19 protein-coding genes are annotated in these 17949 nt (G+C 66.2%); 6 read left to right on the forward strand and 13 right to left on the reverse strand.

Translation table 11 applies throughout. From position 1 onward, the window contains the following. Positions 1–5: 5 nt before the first annotated feature. Positions 6–992: an oxidoreductase gene (locus tag OEJ37_RS10960; protein ID WP_263344276.1), complete on the forward strand. Its 987-nt coding sequence runs from the start codon at positions 6–8 to the stop codon at positions 990–992. Between the two features lie 214 nt (positions 993–1206). Next, entirely contained in the window at positions 1207–1509 is a 303-nt protein-coding gene (locus tag OEJ37_RS10965; protein WP_174417566.1) for a DUF4148 domain-containing protein, read from the forward strand. Between the two features lie 200 nt (positions 1510–1709). On the opposite strand, the gene OEJ37_RS10970 is transcribed toward OEJ37_RS10965, so the two are convergent. The 6 genes from OEJ37_RS10970 to OEJ37_RS10995 form a co-directional block, all read right to left on the reverse strand. Next, a complete protein-coding gene (locus OEJ37_RS10970; RefSeq protein WP_263344278.1) occupies positions 1710–2906 on the reverse strand; it encodes a TauD/TfdA family dioxygenase in 1197 nt (398 codons plus the stop codon). A gap of 22 nt (positions 2907–2928) precedes the next feature. Then, positions 2929–3885, reverse strand: a complete 957-nt coding sequence (locus tag OEJ37_RS10975; RefSeq protein WP_263344279.1) for an alpha/beta hydrolase — start codon at positions 3883–3885, stop codon at positions 2929–2931. Positions 3886–3913: 28 nt separating this feature from the next. Next, complete coding sequence (locus tag OEJ37_RS10980) at positions 3914–4402, reverse strand: thioesterase family protein (RefSeq protein WP_072441924.1); 489 nt, start codon at positions 4400–4402, stop codon at positions 3914–3916. Between the two features lie 10 nt (positions 4403–4412). Next, positions 4413–5378, reverse strand: a complete 966-nt coding sequence (locus OEJ37_RS10985; protein WP_072441925.1) for an L-carnitine dehydrogenase — start codon at positions 5376–5378, stop codon at positions 4413–4415. Positions 5379–5462: 84 nt separating this feature from the next. After that, positions 5463–6392, reverse strand: coding sequence for a 3-keto-5-aminohexanoate cleavage protein (locus OEJ37_RS10990; protein ID WP_263344281.1), 930 nt, complete (start codon positions 6390–6392; stop codon positions 5463–5465). Positions 6393–6471: 79 nt separating this feature from the next. Continuing rightward, on the reverse strand, positions 6472–7425 hold the full coding sequence (locus OEJ37_RS10995; RefSeq protein WP_175944087.1) for a choline ABC transporter substrate-binding protein: 954 nt from the start codon (positions 7423–7425) through the stop codon (positions 6472–6474). Positions 7426–7852: 427 nt separating this feature from the next. On the opposite strand from OEJ37_RS10995, the gene OEJ37_RS11000 reads away from it, so the two are divergent. Beyond that, positions 7853–8134 carry a hypothetical protein gene (locus OEJ37_RS11000; RefSeq protein ID WP_263344282.1) on the forward strand — a complete coding sequence of 94 codons (282 nt, stop codon included), beginning with the start codon at positions 7853–7855 and terminating at the stop codon, positions 8132–8134. A gap of 1 nt (position 8135) precedes the next feature. Further along, positions 8136–9716 (forward strand): isocitrate lyase, encoded by a 1581-nt coding sequence (locus OEJ37_RS11005; RefSeq protein WP_263344283.1) that lies wholly within the window; start codon positions 8136–8138, stop codon positions 9714–9716. Between the two features lie 151 nt (positions 9717–9867). Here the strand turns inward: OEJ37_RS11005 and OEJ37_RS11010 are convergent, their stop codons facing one another. The 7 genes from OEJ37_RS11010 to OEJ37_RS11040 are packed head-to-tail and all read right to left on the reverse strand — an operon-like array spanning position 9868 to position 15382. Beyond that, positions 9868–11373 (reverse strand): aldehyde dehydrogenase family protein, encoded by a 1506-nt coding sequence (locus OEJ37_RS11010; protein WP_263344284.1) that lies wholly within the window; start codon positions 11371–11373, stop codon positions 9868–9870. Positions 11374–11406: 33 nt separating this feature from the next. After that, a complete protein-coding gene (locus OEJ37_RS11015; RefSeq protein ID WP_263344392.1) occupies positions 11407–11922 on the reverse strand; it encodes a c-type cytochrome in 516 nt (171 codons plus the stop codon). A 32-nt stretch (positions 11923–11954) separates the two neighbouring features. Continuing rightward, positions 11955–12455, reverse strand: a complete 501-nt coding sequence (locus OEJ37_RS11020) for a c-type cytochrome (protein WP_263344285.1) — start codon at positions 12453–12455, stop codon at positions 11955–11957. Then, positions 12452–13000: a methylamine dehydrogenase light chain gene (locus tag OEJ37_RS11025; RefSeq protein WP_174417574.1), complete on the reverse strand. Its 549-nt coding sequence runs from the start codon at positions 12998–13000 to the stop codon at positions 12452–12454. Before OEJ37_RS11025 ends, OEJ37_RS11020 begins: the two co-directional genes overlap by 4 nt. 39 nt (positions 13001–13039) lie before the next feature. Then, positions 13040–13666, reverse strand: coding sequence for a methylamine dehydrogenase accessory protein MauD (gene mauD, locus OEJ37_RS11030; RefSeq protein WP_263344286.1), 627 nt, complete (start codon positions 13664–13666; stop codon positions 13040–13042). After that, positions 13663–14217 (reverse strand): MauE/DoxX family redox-associated membrane protein, encoded by a 555-nt coding sequence (locus OEJ37_RS11035; protein ID WP_263344287.1) that lies wholly within the window; start codon positions 14215–14217, stop codon positions 13663–13665. Before OEJ37_RS11035 ends, mauD begins: the two co-directional genes overlap by 4 nt. 7 nt (positions 14218–14224) lie before the next feature. Next, positions 14225–15382: an amine dehydrogenase large subunit gene (locus OEJ37_RS11040; RefSeq protein ID WP_263344288.1), complete on the reverse strand. Its 1158-nt coding sequence runs from the start codon at positions 15380–15382 to the stop codon at positions 14225–14227. Between the two features lie 262 nt (positions 15383–15644). On the opposite strand from OEJ37_RS11040, the gene OEJ37_RS11045 reads away from it, so the two are divergent. Continuing rightward, the gene (locus OEJ37_RS11045) at positions 15645–16589 is read left to right on the forward strand and encodes a helix-turn-helix domain-containing protein (RefSeq protein ID WP_411859260.1); all 945 of its coding nucleotides are present in this window, start codon (positions 15645–15647) and stop codon (positions 16587–16589) included. 129 nt (positions 16590–16718) lie between these two features. Further along, the gene (locus tag OEJ37_RS11050) at positions 16719–17663 is read left to right on the forward strand and encodes a GlxA family transcriptional regulator (RefSeq protein WP_111018779.1); all 945 of its coding nucleotides are present in this window, start codon (positions 16719–16721) and stop codon (positions 17661–17663) included. Positions 17664–17949: the final 286 nt, after the last annotated feature.

Raw genomic sequence — 17949 nt, forward strand, 5'->3', positions numbered from 1 at the left:
CAGACATGCATGCATGGAGCGCGCGCCACGTCCCGGCGCAGGGCGGCAAGGTCGCGGTCGTGACCGGCGCCAACAGCGGCCTCGGCTGGCAGCTCGCGGAAACGCTGGCCGCGAAAGGCGCGACCGTCGTGATGGGCTGCCGCGACGCCGCGCGCGCCGCGCAAGCCGCCGATGCGATCCGCCGGCTCCATCCCGATGCGCGCGTCGAAGTCGATGCGCTCGACCTCACCGATCTCGCGTCGATCGAACGGTTCGCGACTAACGTGGCCGAACGCCACGGCCGTGTCGACATCCTCTGCAACAACGCCGGCGTGATGTTCCTGCCGCTGCGGCACACGCACGACGGCTTCGAGATGCAGTTCGGCACCAACCACCTCGGCCATTTCGCGCTGACCGGCCATCTGCTGCCCGCGCTGCGCGCCGCGCGGCGTGCGCGCGTCGTGACGATGTCGAGCGGTTTCAATCGCGGCGGCCGGATTCGCGTCGACGACCTGCGCGCCGAGCAGCGCTACAACCGCTATCTCGCCTATTGCGACAGCAAGCTCGCGAACCTCGTGTTCGCGATCGAACTGCAGCGCCGCTTCGAGCGTGCCGCGTTCGCCGGGATCAGCGTCGCCGCGCATCCCGGCTATGCGGCGACCAACCTGCAGTTCGCGGGCCCGGCGATGGAGAGCTCGCCCGCCCGCGCCGCGCTGATGCGTGCCGCGAACCGTTATCTCGCGCAGCCGGCCGACCAGGGCGCGCTGCCCGCGATCCACGCGGCGACGTCGCCCGATCTCGCGGGCGGTTCGTATATCGGGCCGTCCGGCTGGTTCGAATCGCGCGGGCTGCCGGCGCCCGCGAGCGTGCCACGCTCGGCGCGCGACGTGGCTTCGGCGGCGTTGCTGTGGGAGGCGTCGGAAGCCGCGACCGGCGTGCGGTTCCTCAGCTCGGGCGCGCCGGCCGGGCGCTCGACCGGCCGGCCGTTCGACACGGCGGCCGAGGCACGCTGAACCGCGCGCCGCCATCCGCAATATTCTTCATACTTATTACATCAACCGAGAAGAAAGCAGATTGAAAGACTGACTCGGCGCATCATTGTTACCGCCTAGAAAACAATCTATCGTCAAAATCAGCGTTTACCCTCAACCCTCTGATGACTAAGATTTGATCAATCGCTCAAGACATGGTGTCGACAGCGAACTCAATAAAACACCGGAGGTCATCATGAAATCGCTCGTTTCCGCAGTCGTTGCCGCTGTCGCCCTGTCCGCTTCGTTCGGCGCATTCGCCCAAAGCACCGTGACCCGCGCGCAAGTGAAGAACGAACTGGTCCAGCTCGAACAAGCCGGCTACAAGCCGGGCGTGTCGAGCCCGTACTACCCGAACGACATCCAGAGCGCCGAAGCGCGCGTTCATGGTGCCGACGCCAGCGGCTACGGCGCGCAGCCGGCTCCGGTCGTCCACTCGGGCGCCCCGGCTGCCGCAGCGTCGTCGAACGCACGCGACTCGATCTTCTTCGGCCAGTAAGCCGATGCGCCCCCGGCGGGCGTCGCGCGTCGCGCGATGAAGCCGTATCAGGACGAGCCCCTTTGCGGGGCTCGTCTTTTTTGTGAAACGCATACCTCCGCCGCCCGGCAGCGGGTGGCTTCGCCCGGGCGCCTTGCGTCCGGGCGCTTTTTCGTCTGCGAGGCATGCGTGCATCAAGATGAAGCCGTGTGCGCCGCCGGTCAGCGCGGCACGGCCGCGGCAGGCGCCGAACGCGACAACACCCGCCACCGCGACAGCAGTTCATCGCGATCGACGTAGCAGCCCTGCAGATGCCGGCGGCCGGTCGACGGATCGAACTCGGTGCGTGCATGCAGCACACGCCGGTTGTCGAACGCCCACATGTCGCCCGCCCGCAGCCGTCGCTGCACGCGAAAACGCGGCTCGCGCGCGTGCGCGAGAAACCGCCGATACGCGCGATAGACGCCCGCGACCGACCCGGCCGGCGCATCGAGCGGCCCGCGCAGGAAGTTCGCGACGCGCACCTCGGTCACGTTGCCGCGTGCATCGAGCCCGATCACCGGCGCCGAACAACGGTAGTCGCTGTTCGCACTCTTGTTCCAGAACTCGAACGGCGTCGACGCAAGCTGCTCGAAATCGGCCGGATGCTCGCGCCGCAGTGCATCCGCGAGCGCGAAGCCGTCGAGGAATACGCTGTCGCCGCCCGTCGCGTCGTTCGCGAGGCAGTGCAGGAACTGCACGCCCGGCTGCAGCTCGCGCGTCGGCAGATCGGTGTGCGGCGGCAGGTTGAGCGACGTATACGCATTGCTGTCCGGGCGCGGCTTCGATTCGACGTCGAACAGCACGCCGAAATTGCTCTCGCGGATCAGGCCGACGCGGCGCGCGATTTCGTCGACGCGGCCACGCTCCGCCGGCACGCCTTCGACGAGCGTCAAACCGGTGCGCTGCAGCGCGGCGAGCCACGCGAGCAATGCGCCGTCGTCCTCCATCACGTCGCGCCACGCGAACACGCCGATCGCCGTCGCATCGTCGCCAGCCCACACATGCCGCCCGTGCGCGGCCTGGCGCTCGGCGCGCGACGCGTCGTCATATGCATGCGCGCGCAACCAGCCCGGCGACCACGCACTGCGATGCCCGTCGTTCCACTCGACATGCAGCGCGCCGTCGGGTTCGACTTGCACGGTGAGCGCCGACAGGTCCTCGCGCGCATCGGCGATCTCGAACACCTGTTCGCGCGTGACCGCATGCACGCACGCGGAACACGCGCAGTTGTCGCGCAGCCAGTCGAAATGGAACGGCGATCGTCGCGTGTCGCTCCACTCGACGTCCACCGCTCCGTCGCCGATTGCTACCGCGGCAATGGCCGCGTCGGCGGAAAACGTCCGCCAGTCCTCGATACGGTGTTGTGCTGCCTGCATCGTTGCCTCCCGGAAACGCCCGCTACGCGTGTGGTGCGAGCAGAAACCCGCCGACCGTCCGGTGCATCCATGCCGCCTGCGGGCTCGTCCCGAGCGCGCGCCAGCAGCCATGCACCAGCCCCTCTCCCATCCAGTAGCGCGCGGCGCCGCCGGCCGCGCGAATCCGTTCGACATACACGCGCGCATCGTCGCGCAGCGGATCGTGCTCCGCGCCGATCGCGAGCACGGGCGGCAGGCCGTCGAAACGCGAAGCCGCGAGCGGCACCGACGCGCGCAGCAGCGGGTCGCCTTCGGTCAATGCGTCGGACAGGCCGCCTTCCCAGTACAGCGCGCGATAGCGATAAACATCATCGAGCGTCAGCATCGGTGCATGCGCTTCCGTTTCGCGCGCGGGCGATTGCGGTTCGAATCCGAGCATCGGATAGACGAGCGCGATGCCGTCGATGCCGCCTTCGCCCGCATCGCGCAGCGCGGTCGCGACGGCCGCCGCGAGCATGCCGCCCGCGCTGTCGCCCGCGAGCGTCAGCGGATGCACGCACGGCCCGAACGGCCAGCGCGCATCGCGCGCGGCGCGTGTGACCGCGAGGCAATCTTCAAGCGCGGCCGGCGCGCGGTGTTCGGGTGCCAGCCGGTAGTCGACCGCGATCACGTCGAGCCCCGTGTCGGCCGCCAGTTGTGCGGTGATCAGCGCATGACTGTCGAGCGAGCCGACGACGAAGCCGCCGCCATGAAAAAACAGCACCGTGCCGCGCGACGTGCCGTGCGCGGCCGTGTAGCGCCGCAGTGCGATCGCGCGTCCATCGGGTGCATGCCACACGGCATCCTGCTGCACGATGCCGGCGGGCAGCGCGGCCGGTGTCCATGCGGCCGCGAAGCGGTCGTAGAGGCGGCGCTGTTCGTCGGGCGAGCGCGCCGCCGCATCGGCCGGATACCACGCGTCGACGGCTGCGACAAACGCCGCGATTTCCGGTTCGAGCATCGCGTGCCTCCGCGGTTGAAGATCGACGCTAGCGGCGCGGCGGCAGCCCGATCACGCGGCCCGCATACGCAGGCGCCGCGCAATCGCGCTGCAACGCATGAAGCTCGGCCACGCGCGCGGCGACGTCTTCGTCGAACGGCGCCGACTTCGCGCCGTCGCGCGTATCGACGTGCAGCAGCATCTGCTCGCTCGCCGATACCGCGTCGTCATGCCCATCCGCGAACAGTTCGAGATACAGGTGCAGCCGCTTCGCGTCGTGCGCGAGCACGCGCGCATCGACGCGCACCTGCGTGCCCTCCTTGATCTCGTGCAGGTAGTTCACGTGCGCTTCGAGCGTGTAGACCGAGCGGCCCCGCTCGCGACGCGCGGCGTCGTCGAGGCCGATACGATCCAGCAACGCATCGGTCGCGAAGCTGAAGATCAGCAGGTAGAACGCATCGCGCAGGTGGCCGTTGTAGTCGACCCATTCGGGCCGCACCACGTCGCGGTATATCGTCAGCGGGGTATCGCCCGTCATCGCCTGTCCTTTAGTCCTCGAATCGCATCCCGTGCCGCGCCTTCACCGCGGCGATCGATTTCAGCACCTCGGTGATGCACTCGTCGCGATAGCGTTCGAGTTCCTTGATGCTGCGCGTGCCCTGCTGTTCGGTCGTGCCTTCGACGACACTGTCGATCAGCGCATCGGTGAGCGTCGGCGCGACCAGCTTCGTCCACGGCAGTTCGAGCGCTGGGCCGAACTGCTGCATGAAGTGTCGCATGCCCGCGTCGCCGCCCGCCAGCGTGTAGGTCAGGAACGTGCCCATGAACGACCAGCGGATGCCCGCGCCGAAACGGATCGCGTCGTCGATCTCGCCGGTCGTCGCGACACCTTCGTTGACCAGGTGCAGCGCCTCGCGCCATAGCGCTTCGAGCAGCCGATCCGCGATGAAACCCGGCACTTCCTTGCGCACGTGCAGCGGCCGCATCCCCAGCTTGCGATAGATCTCCATCGCCGCTTCGACCGCCTCCGGCGACGTGCGCTCGCCGCCGAGCACCTCGACGAGCGGCAGCAGGTAGACCGGATTGAACGGATGGCCGACCACGCAGCGCTCCGGATGCGTCGCACGCGCGTAGAAATCCGTCGGCAGCAGCCCCGACGTCGACGACGCGATGATCGCGTCAGGCTTCGCCGCGCGGCTGATCTGCTCGTGCAGTTCGAGCTTCAGCGCCTCGCGCTCGGGCGCGCTTTCCTGGATGAAGTCGGCATCGGCGACGCACGCTTCGATCGTCGACACGAACCGCAGCCGCGCGGGATCGGCGCCCGGCGCGAGACCGACGCGTTCGAGCGCGGGCCATGCGTTCGCAACGTTCGCGCGCAGCCGTTCTTCCGCGCCCGGCGCGGGGTCCCACACGACCACGTCCAAACCGTGCGCGAGCGCGCGGGAAATCCACCCGCTGCCGATCACGCCGGTGCCGATGGCGGCGAACGTCTTGATATCGGTCTTCACAGCCATGTCAACGCATCCTTCAATTCAGGAGAAATCGGTGGGCGGCCACGCCTGTGCGCGCCGCCGTGTCGTATCGGTCAGAAAAAAAGCTCACGCGAATTCGGCGATCGCGCGGCGTTCGAGCGGACGCTCGCCGCGTGCGGGCAGGCCAAGCTTGCGGCGGCCTTCGGCCGGCGTCAGCACGCGGCCGCCGAGCCGTTCGACGATCTCTCTCGCGCGCTCGACGAGCGTGCCGTTGGTCGCATGCACACCACGGTCGAGCCAGATGTTGTCTTCGAGGCCGACGCGCACGTGGCCGCCGAGCAGCATCGCCTGCGCGACCATCGGCATCTGCATGCGGCCGATCCCGAAGCCGGCCCAGTGCGCGCCCGGCGGCAGGTTGTCGACCATCGCCTTCATCGTGCCCGTATCGGCCGGCGCGCCCCACGGAATGCCGAGGCAAAGCTGGAACAGCGGCGGATCGTCGAGCAGCCCTTCCTTCAGCAACTGCTTCGCGAACCACAGATGGCCCGTATCGAAGATCTCCAGCTCCGGCTTCACGCCGAGCTCCTGGATGCGCTTCGCGCCGGCGCGCAACTGCGCGGGCGTCGACACGTAGATGTAGTCGCCGTCGCCGAAATTCAGCGTGCCGCAGTCGAGCGTGCAGATCTCGGGCAGCAGTTCCTCGACGTGCGCGAGACGCGTGAGGCCGCCGACCAGATCGGTACCCTTGCCGAAACGCATCGGGTCCTCGCCCGGGCCGATCTCGAGATCGCCGCCCATGCCGGCCGTCAGGTTGATGATCACGTCGACGTCGGCCGAGCGGATGCGGTCGACCACTTCGCGGTACAGGTGCGGGTCGCGGCTGCCGCGCCCCGTCTGCGGATCGCGCACGTGGCAGTGCGCGACGGTGGCGCCGGCCTTCGCGGCCTCGATCGCGGCGGCCGCGATCTCCTTCGGCGTGACCGGAATCGCCGGATGCTTGCCGACCGTATCGCCCGCGCCGGTGACGGCGCAGGTCACGATGACTTCATGGTTCATGCTGATTGCCTCGCTTGACTCTGGTTATTTCGCATTGCTGATATTTTGTCAGTGCACGCGTCGTGCAGCGCGCAGGCCATTACAGGCCGAGATACGCCTTTACAGCCGGCAGGCCATCCTTGCCGTCGAACGTCTTGACGCCAGCCAGCCACGGATCGAGCACCTGCGGGTTCTTCTTCAGGTAGGCCTTCGCGGCGTCGGCCGGCTTCGTCTTGTTCATCACCGACTGCATCAGCTGGTTCTCGAGCTGCGTCGAGAAGCGCAGGTTCGTGACGAGCTTGCCCGCGTTCGGGCAGCGCGCGATGAAGTCGGGCGCCGTCAGCGTGTATACGCGCGCTTCGCCGTAGTTCGGGCCGAACGACGCGTCGCCGCCGGACAGGTAGTTCATGCTGAGCTGGATGTTCATCGGATGCGGCTCCCACCCAAGAAATACGACCCACTTCTTCTCGCGGATCGCGCGCTCGACCGTCACCAGCATCCCGGCCTCGCTCGATTCGACGAGCTTGAAGCCGCCGAGCCCGTACTGGTTCGTGTCGATCATCTTCTGGATGGTCGCGTTAGCGCTGCTGCCCGGCTCGATCCCGTAGATCTTGCCGTCGAGTTCCGCACGGTGCTTCGCGATGTCCTCGAAGGTCTTCAGGCCGGCCTGGTATTCGTAGCTCGGCACCGCGAGCGTAGCTTTCGCGCCGGACAGGTTCGGCGTTTCGACGACGTTGATCGACTTGTTGTCGAGGAACGGCTGGAGCTGCTTCTGCTGCACGGGCCACCAGTAGCCGAGCGACACGTCGAGCTGCTTGCTCTTCAGGCCGGCGAACGAGATCGGCACCGACGCGATCGTCGTGGTCGGCTTGTAGCCGAGCGCCTCGAACACGGTCGACGCGAGCGCCGTGGTCGACGTGATGTCGGTCCAGCCGATATCCGCGAAACGCACGGTGCGGCAGGTCGCGGCATCCGTTTCGGCACGCGCCGCGTTCGTGAACGCGGCGGTCGCCAGCACGGCCGCGACAAGCGCGGCGATCTTCGTCGACTTCATGGTTCGGTTCCTCCCGTTGGGACGCGTGGCAGCCGGTGCGCGGGGTGTGCGCCGGCCTGCATCGTGGGAGTAAAAGTAACGAGCCATATTGGCCGCGAGAAGACCGTCGGCGACCTGTTCTTGACTATTTGCGACTATGAGTGGAAACCACTAGGTTTTTGTAGAGGCTTGATGGGCGGGGTTTTCACGCGCTTTTTGGATGAAACGGGCTTGTCCACATGCGGCGCTGGGCTTTCGAGCCTGCCGGGACGAGGCGGGACGCCGATGCCGCTTCGGGCTCGCGGCGCTGGAGCCGCACGGATGAATTGGCCAGGTCAGCCTGACGGCCTCCGCGGCGCGATGAGTCGCACGTTGGAAAACCGTCTGGCGATTCGTCGAAACAGACGTCTACACAATCATCCCGCCAGCCATCGTTGCTCGAACCATCGTGCCTGCCCTTCCTCCAGCAGCCGAAAGGGCATTTCACATTGCGGAACCCATATCGGATTCCGGCAGCCTCCCTTTTTCGCCGCTTGAAAACTTGTTTTGCATCGCAAAAATCGCTGCGTATCTCATTGAAAAACAAGAGAAATTTATGTCTTATGTCTTATATAAGACATCTCCAAAAGCGCATCGGGCGGCGTTACTATTCAGTCATGCAGTTCGCTTCGACATACGGAGCGCCACGCTCAACCATTTACTCAAACGCGCTTTGCTCTTAGGAGATTGACATGGCCCAGTATCAAGACGACATCAAGGCAGTTGCCGGTTTGAAAGAAAACCACGGCAGCGCGTGGAATGCCATCAGCCCCGAGTATGCCGCCCGCATGCGTGCCCAGAACAAGTTCAAGACGGGTCTGGACATCGCGAAGTACACCGCCAGGATCATGCGCGCCGACATGGCCGCCTACGATGCCGACCCGGCGAAATACACGCAGTCGCTCGGTTGCTGGCACGGTTTCATCGGCCAGCAGAAGATGATCTCCATCAAGAAGCACTTCAACAGCACCGAACGCCGCTACCTTTACCTGTCCGGCTGGATGGTGGCCGCGCTGCGCTCCGAGTTCGGCCCGCTGCCGGACCAGTCGATGCACGAGAAGACCTCCGTCAGCGCGCTGATCCGCGAGCTGTACACGTTCCTGCGCCAGGCCGACGCCCGTGAACTGGGCGGCCTGTTCCGCGAACTCGACGCGGCCGAAGGCTCGGCCAAGGCTGCCATCCAGGCAAAAATCGACAACCACGTGACGCACGTCGTGCCGATCATCGCCGACATCGACGCAGGTTTCGGCAACGCGGAAGCCACGTACCTGCTGGCCAAGCAGTTCATCGAAGCGGGCGCCTGCTGCATCCAGATCGAAAACCAGGTGTCCGACGAGAAGCAGTGCGGCCACCAGGACGGCAAGGTCACCGTGCCGCACGAGGACTTCCTCGCGAAGATCCGCGCGATCCGCTACGCGTTCCTGGAACTGGGTGTGGACGACGGCATCATCGTGGCCCGTACCGACTCGCTGGGCGCCGGCCTGACCAAGCAGATCGCCGTGACCAACACGCCGGGCGACCTGGGCGACCAGTACAACTCGTTCCTCGATTGCGAAGAACTGTCGGCCGACCAACTGGGCAACGGTGACGTCATCATCAAGCGCGACGGCAAGCTGCTGCGTCCGAAGCGCCTGCCGAGCAACCTGTTCCAGTTCCGCGCAGGCACGGGCGAAGCACGGTGCGTGCTGGATTGCGTCACCGCACTGCAAAACGGCGCCGACCTGCTGTGGATCGAAACCGAAAAACCGCATATCGCGCAGATCGGCGGCATGGTCAGCGAGATTCGCAAGATCATCCCGAACGCGAAGCTGGTGTACAACAACAGCCCGTCGTTCAACTGGACGCTGAATTTCCGCCAGCAGACGTATGACGCGATGAAGGCCGAGGGCAAGGACGTGTCGGCATACGACCGCGCGCAGCTGATGAGCGTGGAATACGATCAGACCGAACTGGCGGCGCTCGCAGACGAAAAGATCCGCACGTTCCAGGCAGATGCATCGCGCGAAGCCGGTATCTTCCACCACCTGATCACGCTGCCGACGTACCACACCGCCGCGCTGTCGACCGACAACCTGGCCAAGGAATACTTCGGCGACCAGGGCATGCTGGGTTATGTGGCCGGCGTGCAGCGCAAGGAAATCCGTCAGGGCATCGCGTGCGTGAAGCACCAGAACATGTCCGGCTCGGACATCGGCGACGACCACAAGGAATATTTCAGCGGCGAAGCAGCGCTGAAGGCGGCGGGTAAAGACAACACGATGAACCAGTTCTGATACCGGTCATACTCCAGGCAAAACGCCAACCCATCCGGGTTGGCGTTTTTCTGTTCGGGCCGTCATTCCTCCCGCCCCCGTTCAGCATCCGCACGAACGCCCGCGCCAGCACCGTCGGCTCGACCGGCCCCGCACGCGCTCGCATCCGCGCTTACGCGTAGTTCATCATCACGGACTTGCTTTCCGTGTACTGGTCGATCACCGCGCGACCGAGTTCACGGCCGAAGCCCGACTGCTTCATCCCGCCGAACGGCATCGCGTTGTCGAGCAGCGAATGGCAGTTGACCCACACCGTGCCGGCAGCAATACGCGGGATGAGCTTGTGAATCGCGGAAAGGTCGTTCGACCAGATGCTCGCGCCGAGACCATACGGCGTGTCGTTCGCGAACTGCACGGCCGTGTCGACATCGTCGAACGGCATCGCGACGAGCACCGGCCCGAAGATCTCCTCGCGCACGACGCGCATCGCCTGCGTCGTATCGACCAGCACGGTCGGCTCGACGAAGAAGCCGGGGCCGTCGATCGCGCGGCCGCCCGCAGCAGCGCGTGCGCCTTCTTCGAACCCCGAATCGATATAGCCGCACACGCGCTCGCGCTGCTTCGCCGATACGAGCGGGCCGATCTGCGTCGACGGGTCCATCCCCGGGCCGATCTTCAGGCTCGCGGCGATCTTCGCGACGCGTTCGATCACGCCGTCGAACACCTTCGCATGGATGTATGCGCGCGAACCGGCCGTGCACACCTGCCCCTGGTTGAAGAAGATCGCATTCGCGACGCCCAGCGCGGCCTTGTCGAGATCAACGTCGGGCAGCACGATCACCGGCGACTTGCCGCCGAGTTCGAGCGACATCCGCGTCATGTTGTCGAGCGCCGCGTGACCGATCGTCTTGCCGGTTTGCGTCGAGCCCGTGAACGCGATCTTGTCGATGCGCGGATCGCGCGACAACGCGGCACCTGCCGTGTGGCCGTAACCGGTGACGATATTGACGACGCCGTCCGGGAACCCGGCCTGCTGAATCAGCTCGCACAGGCGCAGTGCACTCAGCGGCGTATCTTCCGCGGGCTTCAGCACGATGGTGCAACCTGTCGCGAGTGCGGGAGCGATCTTCCATGCCGCCATCAACAGCGGGAAATTCCACGGAATGATCGCGCCGACCACGCCGACGGGCTCCTTGCGCGTATAGGTGAAGATTTCGCTGTCCGGCATGTATGGCATGCCCGCATCGATCACGCTGCCTTCGATCTTCGTCGCCCAGCCGGCCATGTAGCGGAAGCACTGCGCGGCCATCGCGACGTCGAGCCCCTGCGCCACCACCACCGGCTTGCCGTTGTCGAGCGATTCGAGTTCGGCAAGCTCGCGCGCATTGGCTTCGATCAGGTCGGCGAGCTCGAGCAGCAGGCGCTCGCGGTCGGTGGTCTTCGCGGTGCGCCACGGCCCCGCATCGAATGCGCGCCGCGCGGCGGCAACGGCTTGCTGCACGTCGCGTTCGTCCGCCTCGGGCACGCGTGCGATCACGGTGCCGTCGGCCGGGTTCACCACGTCGATCTGCCGGCCCGACACGGCGTCGGTCCACTCGGCACCGATCAACATCTTCTTCGGCTTCGCGAGAAACGCGCGGGTTGCATCGAGCAACGGAAATGTTTCGTTCGTCTCCATGTCCACTCCTCCTCGATTTCCTGATTGAGTCGATCAGTAGCGATCCGTGACGCCGTCGATCCCGCGCTCCTGCAACGCGCGGACGAGGCCGGCGCGCACGGTCGCGACGTCGGAAAAGGCAGGCCTGCGGTGCGCGGCGACTTCGGCTGCCGTATAGGGCTTGAAGTCGCGCGGCAGCGCATCGCGGTTCATCGTCGTGAGCACCCAGTTGAGTACGTCGGCCAGATCCTGATCCGACAGCGCCGAGTTCGACGCGCCGGGCACGCGCATCACGTATTCGCGCCCGGCCGGCAGATGCGTGAAGTAGCCGAGCGAGTTCGCGAGCGGCGGAACCTTGCCCGGAATGCCGCCGCCCGTCGCCGTATGGCAGCCCATGCAGTTGAGCACCCAGTGCTGCCGCGCGAGTGCCGCATCGGCCGCACCGTCGGCATGCGCGGGTGCAGCGGTCACGCATGCGACAGCGCCGACGAACAGCAACAGCGACAGCAGCCGACGCGACAGGCCGCCGACCCGCGATGCCGCCTTCGACGTGCGCCGTGCGCGCCGCATCGGCCCGCCAACGCGCGATGCCCAGGCGACGTTCACAGGCCCAGCCCCTTGACCACCACGGCGCGTTGCGCATGAACAGCCGTGCCGTCCATCTCCTTCGCGCGAGCCGCGCGGATATCGGCCGCCGTGAACGGCTTCGCGTTGCCGTGCTGCTCATTCAGGTCGAACACGACGTAGTTGAGCACGTGCGCGATATCGTCGTCGCTCGCGCTCGCAAACGACGGCATCTTGAAGTTGTAGCTCTTGTCGTGCACCTTGATCTCGCCGAACATCCCGTGCAGCAGCGTCGCGACCAGTTGCGCACGCCCGGCTTCGGCCGCCGCGTACTTGCCCGGATACTCGGTCAGTGGCGGCGCGAGGCCGTCCTGCCCCTTGCCGCCCGCCTGGTGACATACCGCGCACTGCGCGTCGAACAGGCTCTTGCCGGCCGGGTAATGCACGGCCAGCTGCGCGCCGGCGATGCCCGGCAACGCCATTGCCGAAACGGTCGCCAAGCACGCGACGACGATCTTTCCAGCTTGCTTCACTTTCATTGCTTCGCCGCTCCCAGCAGAACCGAAACCGAACAGTGGTAATTCGAATTACCGTTCGCCATGCACCAGTTGATGTCGTTGTTCAACGACAGCTTGTACAGCGGCTTCTCACGCTCGTTGCGATTGCAGAAGCATTTTCCGCACGACGTCTTGCCGCAGCAATCGTTGTACGACACGATGTAGTCCGAACCGTCGTGCGGGTTGCGGCAGGTGCCGATCCACGTGATCGGCGAAGGCGTCGTACCCGGCGGGCAACTGCTCGACGTGCCGCCGCAGCAGCTGCAAAGCCAGCCGTCGATCGCGCAGTACTTCCAGTAGTCGCAGCTCATCGGGTCGTCGCTGGCCCCCGAGGCGGCCGCGCCTCCGGACGAAGCAGATGCGCCCGACGCCGCATCGGCCGCATACGCGGTGCGATCGACGGGCAGCAGCGGCAGCATCGCCGATCCCACCAGCACCTTGCCGAGCTTCGCCATCGCGCTGCGCCGCGAACTGTGCTGCGCGACTCCGCGCGCCGATCGCTCGAACCATGAATCAAACAGGCCCATGTCGTTGTTCTCCAATGACGTTGAAAGAGGTTCGGCCGGTCATGCGTGCTGCGCGTGGGCGTCGTGGCTGTGATCGCCATGCACGAACTGCTGCAGCGATGCGACGCCGCGCTCCTTCGCCTCGAACAGGCTCTCGAGATGCTCGCGCGTGTTGACGAGCCCCTTCGCGCGCACCGTGCCGGTTTCGTCGAGCATCACCGCATACGGCAGCTTGCCGATCTGGTATGCGAGGCCAAGCTCCTGCGACAACACGTACGGGAAGCGCCCGAGGCCGTGCTTCTGCGCGAAGCGCGCGTGCTCGTCGAAATCGCCGTCGCTCGCGAGCACGATGTTCACCGGCGTCGATTCGCTCGCCTGCAGCGACGGCAGCAGCGGCAGCAGCTTCTTGCAGACCGGGCACGTCGGCGACAGGAAGAACAGCAGTGTCGCCTTGCCCGATGCATCGATGCCGCCGACCTTCACCTGCGAGCCGCGAATGTCGGTCAGCTCGAACGTCGGTGCGATCGCGCCGACAGCCGGCCCCTTGTCGATCATCAGCGCGCCTGCCGGCATGATGCGTTCGTACAGGATGCCGATCTGGCGCACCAGCGCGAGGCAGATCGCGCCGAGCGCGAGGACGGCAACCCACAGCAGTGCGGTGGAAACGGTGAGAGCGGTTTGCATCATGAATTCCTCAGGTGGGAAAGGCGCGGTACGTTGGCGAGCAGCACGTCGACGGTGAGCAGCGCGCAGACGATCAGCAATACGGAGAAGCACAGCGTCAGGTAGTCGAACCACACGACCGCGCGCGTGTCCGGCGCGACGAGCGCGGTTGCGGCCAGCGCGGCGAGCAGCAGCACGCGGCCGACATGCAGCCAGCCGATGCCGCGCGGCGCATCCGCGCGCGCAGCGGTGAAGCCGGAACAGCCGCATTCGATGTCGGTGCGGCCGCGCAGCAGGTTGATCGCAAGCCCGGCGGCGAAAACCGCGAGCAACGCGATCAGGCCGATCGCGCCGGCCACGCGCGTATCGGGAAACAGCAGTGCCGCCGCGCAGACGGCTTCCGCAAGCGGAATCGCGAACGCGACAGGCGCAGTCAGCGCATCGGGCAGCAGCCGGTAGCCGGCAAGCGCGTGGCGGAACGCGGCGGGCCGGCGCATCTTCGCGAACGCGCCGAGCAGCACGACGACGGCCGCGCCGGCCTGCGCGCTGGTGGCGAGTACGGGATCGAGAGTCATCGCGGCCTCACGGGTTGACGAGCAGCGTCGACGTATTGCCGACCTGCTTCTCTACGTTGCGCAGCTTGCCGGTATGCGCGTCCATCACGACGAGGTCGGACGTCGCCGTCAGCCCGTAGAACAGCGGCTTGTCGTCCTCGCTGACCTGGATCGACACGAGCGGATCGACCTTCTGCTGCGCGAGTTCCCAGCGCGCGACACGCTGCTTCGACTTCAGGTCGTACACCCACACCTGCGTGCCGGGATCCTTGTGCGAGCCGTCGCCGCCCTTGTGCATCAGCACGTAGTAGCGGTTCTGCTTCGCCTGCACGGCCGTCTGCTGCATGCCGCCCGGGCGCCAGCCTTCGGCGCGCTCGGCGTCCGTCAGCAGCGGCCACGACTTGCCGAACGCCGGCTTGTCGCCACGGAAATCGGCGCTGCGCACGTTGCCGCCGTATGTCGTGAACAGATAAGCGCCCTTGTATGGCGACGCGTTCACGAACGCCGGATCCTTGTCGACGTCGATGAATGCATTCGACATCGTGCGCTTCGTTTCCTTGCCGCTCGCATCGAGCGTGACGGTCAGCGCCTTGCCGCTTTCGCACAGCGCGGTGAAACGGTCGCTCGCCGACGGATACGCGAGCACGCACGCGGCCGTGTCGATCTCCGACAGCACCTTCCTCGATACGGCATCGATCACCGTCACCGACGCGGCCGGCGTGATGTTCGCGACGTACAGCCGCTTGCCGTCGGTGCTGAACGCGGTGTTGTACGGCGACGGCACATGCTGCCCGTGCTTCGGCGGAATCACGATCTCGCCCGCGTGATCGAGCGTCGTGTTGTCGGTCATCTCGACGACGTCGGTACGCGTGCCGTGCGAGCCGCGCGAGAAGTAGGTGGTCGCGACGAAGCTCGTCTTGTGGTCGGGCGAAATCGCGAAGCCGGGGCCGAAGCCGCCGTCGATCTGGCCGAGCAGCTTCTTCGCGTCGGCGTCGTATACGTAGATGCGCCCGTCGGTCATCGACGGCATCGAGATGTCGACGACATAGACCTCGTGCGGATGCCACGGCGGCATCTTCTGCACGACCAGCTCCTCGGGTTTTTCCGTCGCGCATGCGCTGCCGACCCATGCCGCCGCGAACGCCAGCGTCGCCGCGAGCGCCGCGGTTCGTCGCGTTGTCCTCATGTCGCCTCCAGTTGGGAATTCACTTGATGTGGGGCGACTGTAGTTCGACAAAAAATCCGGTCAGCACCAGGACCGGCAACGCGTGCGTGCCGATTCGGGATATTGGAAATGCGCCTGAAAGCCGCGCGCGCACGCGGCTTCCGACCCTCTGACGAATACGCGCGGAATAGCGCTCGACCTTATTGCGCCGACCGCTCGGTCGGTTTAATCTTCCGCGGTCCTGATCGACACCCCTGGAGGCGCTGTGTTCGTGTTTCACGAGATGTTCGACGACGCGGACCGGCATGCCGACGCGCTGCGCGGCTGGAACCAGCGCTACGACCAGATCGGTTCGGGCGCGTATCGCAGTGTGGTCAAGCACGCCGTGCTCGACGGCATCGAGTTGTTCCAGGAAGCCGCGAACGTTCGCATCATCCAGCGCGGACAGCTACCGCCCGGTCACACGGTGTTCGGCATGCCGCTCACCGGCTCGGGCGTGTTCGCGTTCGGCGGCGCGCGCATCGAACGCGGCACGATGGTAATGGCGCGCGGCGGTGCGCCGTTCGAACTGCATTCGCCGGACGACATGTCGCTGATCGGTGTCGTCGTCGACGCCGAGCTGCTGCAACAGGTCGAGGATGCGGCCGATGTCCGACTCGACGCAGCGACGCTGCGACGCGGCGTCGTCGACTTGCCGACAGCCGTGCTGATGCGCGCGAGCGTGCGGATCGCGACGCAACTCGAACGCGTGCTGTCCTCGCCCGACACGTTCGGCGACCCGCGCGCGCAACGCGAACTGCGCGGCGATATCGGCAACATGCTCGTCGATCTCCTCACGTACCGGATGCCCGAGCCGTCGAACCGGCTCACGCACGCGTGCCGCGCCGACATCGTGCGCCGCGTGCACGACTACGTGATCGACCACCCGGAAGCGCCCGTCGACGTGTTGAGCCTGTGCGCGCAGTTGCGCGTGAGCCGGCGCACGATGCAGAACAGCTTTCAGTCGGTCGTGCAGACCAGCCCGCTGCACTACGTACGCTCGCTGCGCCTGTCGCAGGTGCGGCGGATGCTGCTCGACACGCGGCAGGCCGACCTGCCGATCGGCGACGTGGCCGCGTGCTGGGGCTTCATCCATCTCGGCCATTTCGCGAACGCGTACAAGGCGCAATTCGGCGAACTGCCTTCGACCACCGCGCGCCGGTCGGTGCGCGCCGCAAAAACGCGCTGAAGACGAGCAAAACCCGCGATAATCTTCCGCTGACCGTTCGGCGCCTGCGAGCCGGCACGCGACGTGTGCCCGTCCGTTCGCAATCCCGTGCGATGTGCGACGACCACCGGATTCCATCCCCTGCCCCCGATGCCCGAGGATTTCCACTTCCTGTTGCTGCCCGGCTTCTCCGCGCTCGGCTTCATGTCCGCGGTCGAGCCGCTGCGCGTCGCGAACCGCTTCCGCACCGAGCTTTACCGCTGGCACGTGATCAGCGCCGACGGTGCACCGGTCGCCGCGAGCAACGGCATCCCCGTCGCCGCCGAAGCCGCGTGCGCGGACGTCGCGCAGGTCGATACGGTGTTCGTCGTCGCGGGCTTCGATCCGCTCGTGTGCTACACGCGCGCAATCGGCGACTGGCTGCGCCGCCAGCACCGGCACGGCGCGACGCTCGGCGGCATCGACACGGGCAGCTTCGTGCTCGCGGAAGCCGGGCTATTCGACGCGTCGCAGCCGCTGACGCTGCACTGGGAAGCGCTGGCCGCGTTCCGCGAACGCTATCCGGGGCTGAACGCGACGCAGGAGCTGTTCGAGATCGACGACCGGCGCATCACGTGCGCGGGCGGCACTGCGTCGATCGACATGATGCTCGACCTGATCGGGCGCCGGCACGGCGCCGATCTCGCGGCGGCGATCTCCGAGCAGTTCGTCGTCAGCCGCATCCGGCAGCGCTCGGACAGCCAGCGGCTCGAGATCGCCGCGCGCTACGGCGTGCACAACCGCAAGCTGATCCAGGTGATCGGCACGATGCAGCGGCACATGGAAAATCCGCTCGGCTCCGACGCGCTCGCGCAGGACGTATCGATCACGCGACGCCAGCTCGAACGGCTGTTCAGCGCGACGCTGAACGACACACCGACGCATTTCTACCTGAACCTGCGCCTCGATCGTGCTCGCGAACTGCTACAGCAGACCGACATGAGCATCACGTCGGTCTGCGTCGCGTGCGGGTTCGAATCGCCGTCGCATTTCTCGCGCACGTATCGCGCGCGGTTCGGCTTGAGCCCGCGCAGCGACCGTCGTGCAACACGCTGATCGTCGCGGGTTTTAATCACAATCCTGCGCGGAATTGCGCGTTCCGGCGGCATTTCCCGCCGCTCGCTGAACAATGCCGGCGATCGATCGACGGATCGAAGCGATCGTCGAAAATAAATTGCAATGTCGATGAAAATATTCTGTAACATACCTCGCAATTAGCAATTAGATAGGCAGCCTAACGAGACGAGAGACCGGATCCGACACACGTCGATCCGCGCAGGCTGCCGACCGATATCGATCCGAGGGGTATGACATGACGATGCTCGCTTCGCCGTCGCCGCAC

The organism is Burkholderia sp. BKH01 (genome assembly GCF_025685725.1).
GTDB lineage: Bacteria > Pseudomonadota > Gammaproteobacteria > Burkholderiales > Burkholderiaceae > Burkholderia > Burkholderia pyrrocinia_C.

Excerpts from the sequence above, each read along its gene's own strand:
- OEJ37_RS10960 (WP_263344276.1), top strand. The coding sequence starts at position 6 with ATGCATGCATGGAGCGCGCGCCACGTCCCGGCGCAGGGCGGCAAGGTC.
- OEJ37_RS10965 (WP_174417566.1), top strand. The coding sequence starts at position 1,207 with ATGAAATCGCTCGTTTCCGCAGTCGTTGCCGCTGTCGCCCTGTCCGCT.
- OEJ37_RS10970 (WP_263344278.1), bottom strand. The coding sequence starts at position 2,906 with ATGCAGGCAGCACAACACCGTATCGAGGACTGGCGGACGTTTTCCGCC.
- OEJ37_RS10975 (WP_263344279.1), bottom strand. The coding sequence starts at position 3,885 with ATGCTCGAACCGGAAATCGCGGCGTTTGTCGCAGCCGTCGACGCGTGG.
- OEJ37_RS10980 (WP_072441924.1), bottom strand. The coding sequence starts at position 4,402 with ATGACGGGCGATACCCCGCTGACGATATACCGCGACGTGGTGCGGCCC.
- OEJ37_RS10985 (WP_072441925.1), bottom strand. The coding sequence starts at position 5,378 with ATGGCTGTGAAGACCGATATCAAGACGTTCGCCGCCATCGGCACCGGC.
- OEJ37_RS10990 (WP_263344281.1), bottom strand. The coding sequence starts at position 6,392 with ATGAACCATGAAGTCATCGTGACCTGCGCCGTCACCGGCGCGGGCGAT.
- OEJ37_RS10995 (WP_175944087.1), bottom strand. The coding sequence starts at position 7,425 with ATGAAGTCGACGAAGATCGCCGCGCTTGTCGCGGCCGTGCTGGCGACC.
- OEJ37_RS11005 (WP_263344283.1), top strand. The coding sequence starts at position 8,136 with ATGGCCCAGTATCAAGACGACATCAAGGCAGTTGCCGGTTTGAAAGAA.
- OEJ37_RS11010 (WP_263344284.1), bottom strand. The coding sequence starts at position 11,373 with ATGGAGACGAACGAAACATTTCCGTTGCTCGATGCAACCCGCGCGTTT.
- OEJ37_RS11015 (WP_263344392.1), bottom strand. The coding sequence starts at position 11,922 with ATGCGGCGCGCACGGCGCACGTCGAAGGCGGCATCGCGGGTCGGCGGC.
- OEJ37_RS11020 (WP_263344285.1), bottom strand. The coding sequence starts at position 12,455 with ATGAAAGTGAAGCAAGCTGGAAAGATCGTCGTCGCGTGCTTGGCGACC.
- OEJ37_RS11025 (WP_174417574.1), bottom strand. The coding sequence starts at position 13,000 with ATGGGCCTGTTTGATTCATGGTTCGAGCGATCGGCGCGCGGAGTCGCG.
- mauD (WP_263344286.1), bottom strand. The coding sequence starts at position 13,666 with ATGATGCAAACCGCTCTCACCGTTTCCACCGCACTGCTGTGGGTTGCC.
- OEJ37_RS11035 (WP_263344287.1), bottom strand. The coding sequence starts at position 14,217 with ATGACTCTCGATCCCGTACTCGCCACCAGCGCGCAGGCCGGCGCGGCC.
- OEJ37_RS11040 (WP_263344288.1), bottom strand. The coding sequence starts at position 15,382 with ATGAGGACAACGCGACGAACCGCGGCGCTCGCGGCGACGCTGGCGTTC.
- OEJ37_RS11045 (WP_411859260.1), top strand. The coding sequence starts at position 15,645 with ATGTTCGACGACGCGGACCGGCATGCCGACGCGCTGCGCGGCTGGAAC.
- OEJ37_RS11050 (WP_111018779.1), top strand. The coding sequence starts at position 16,719 with ATGCCCGAGGATTTCCACTTCCTGTTGCTGCCCGGCTTCTCCGCGCTC.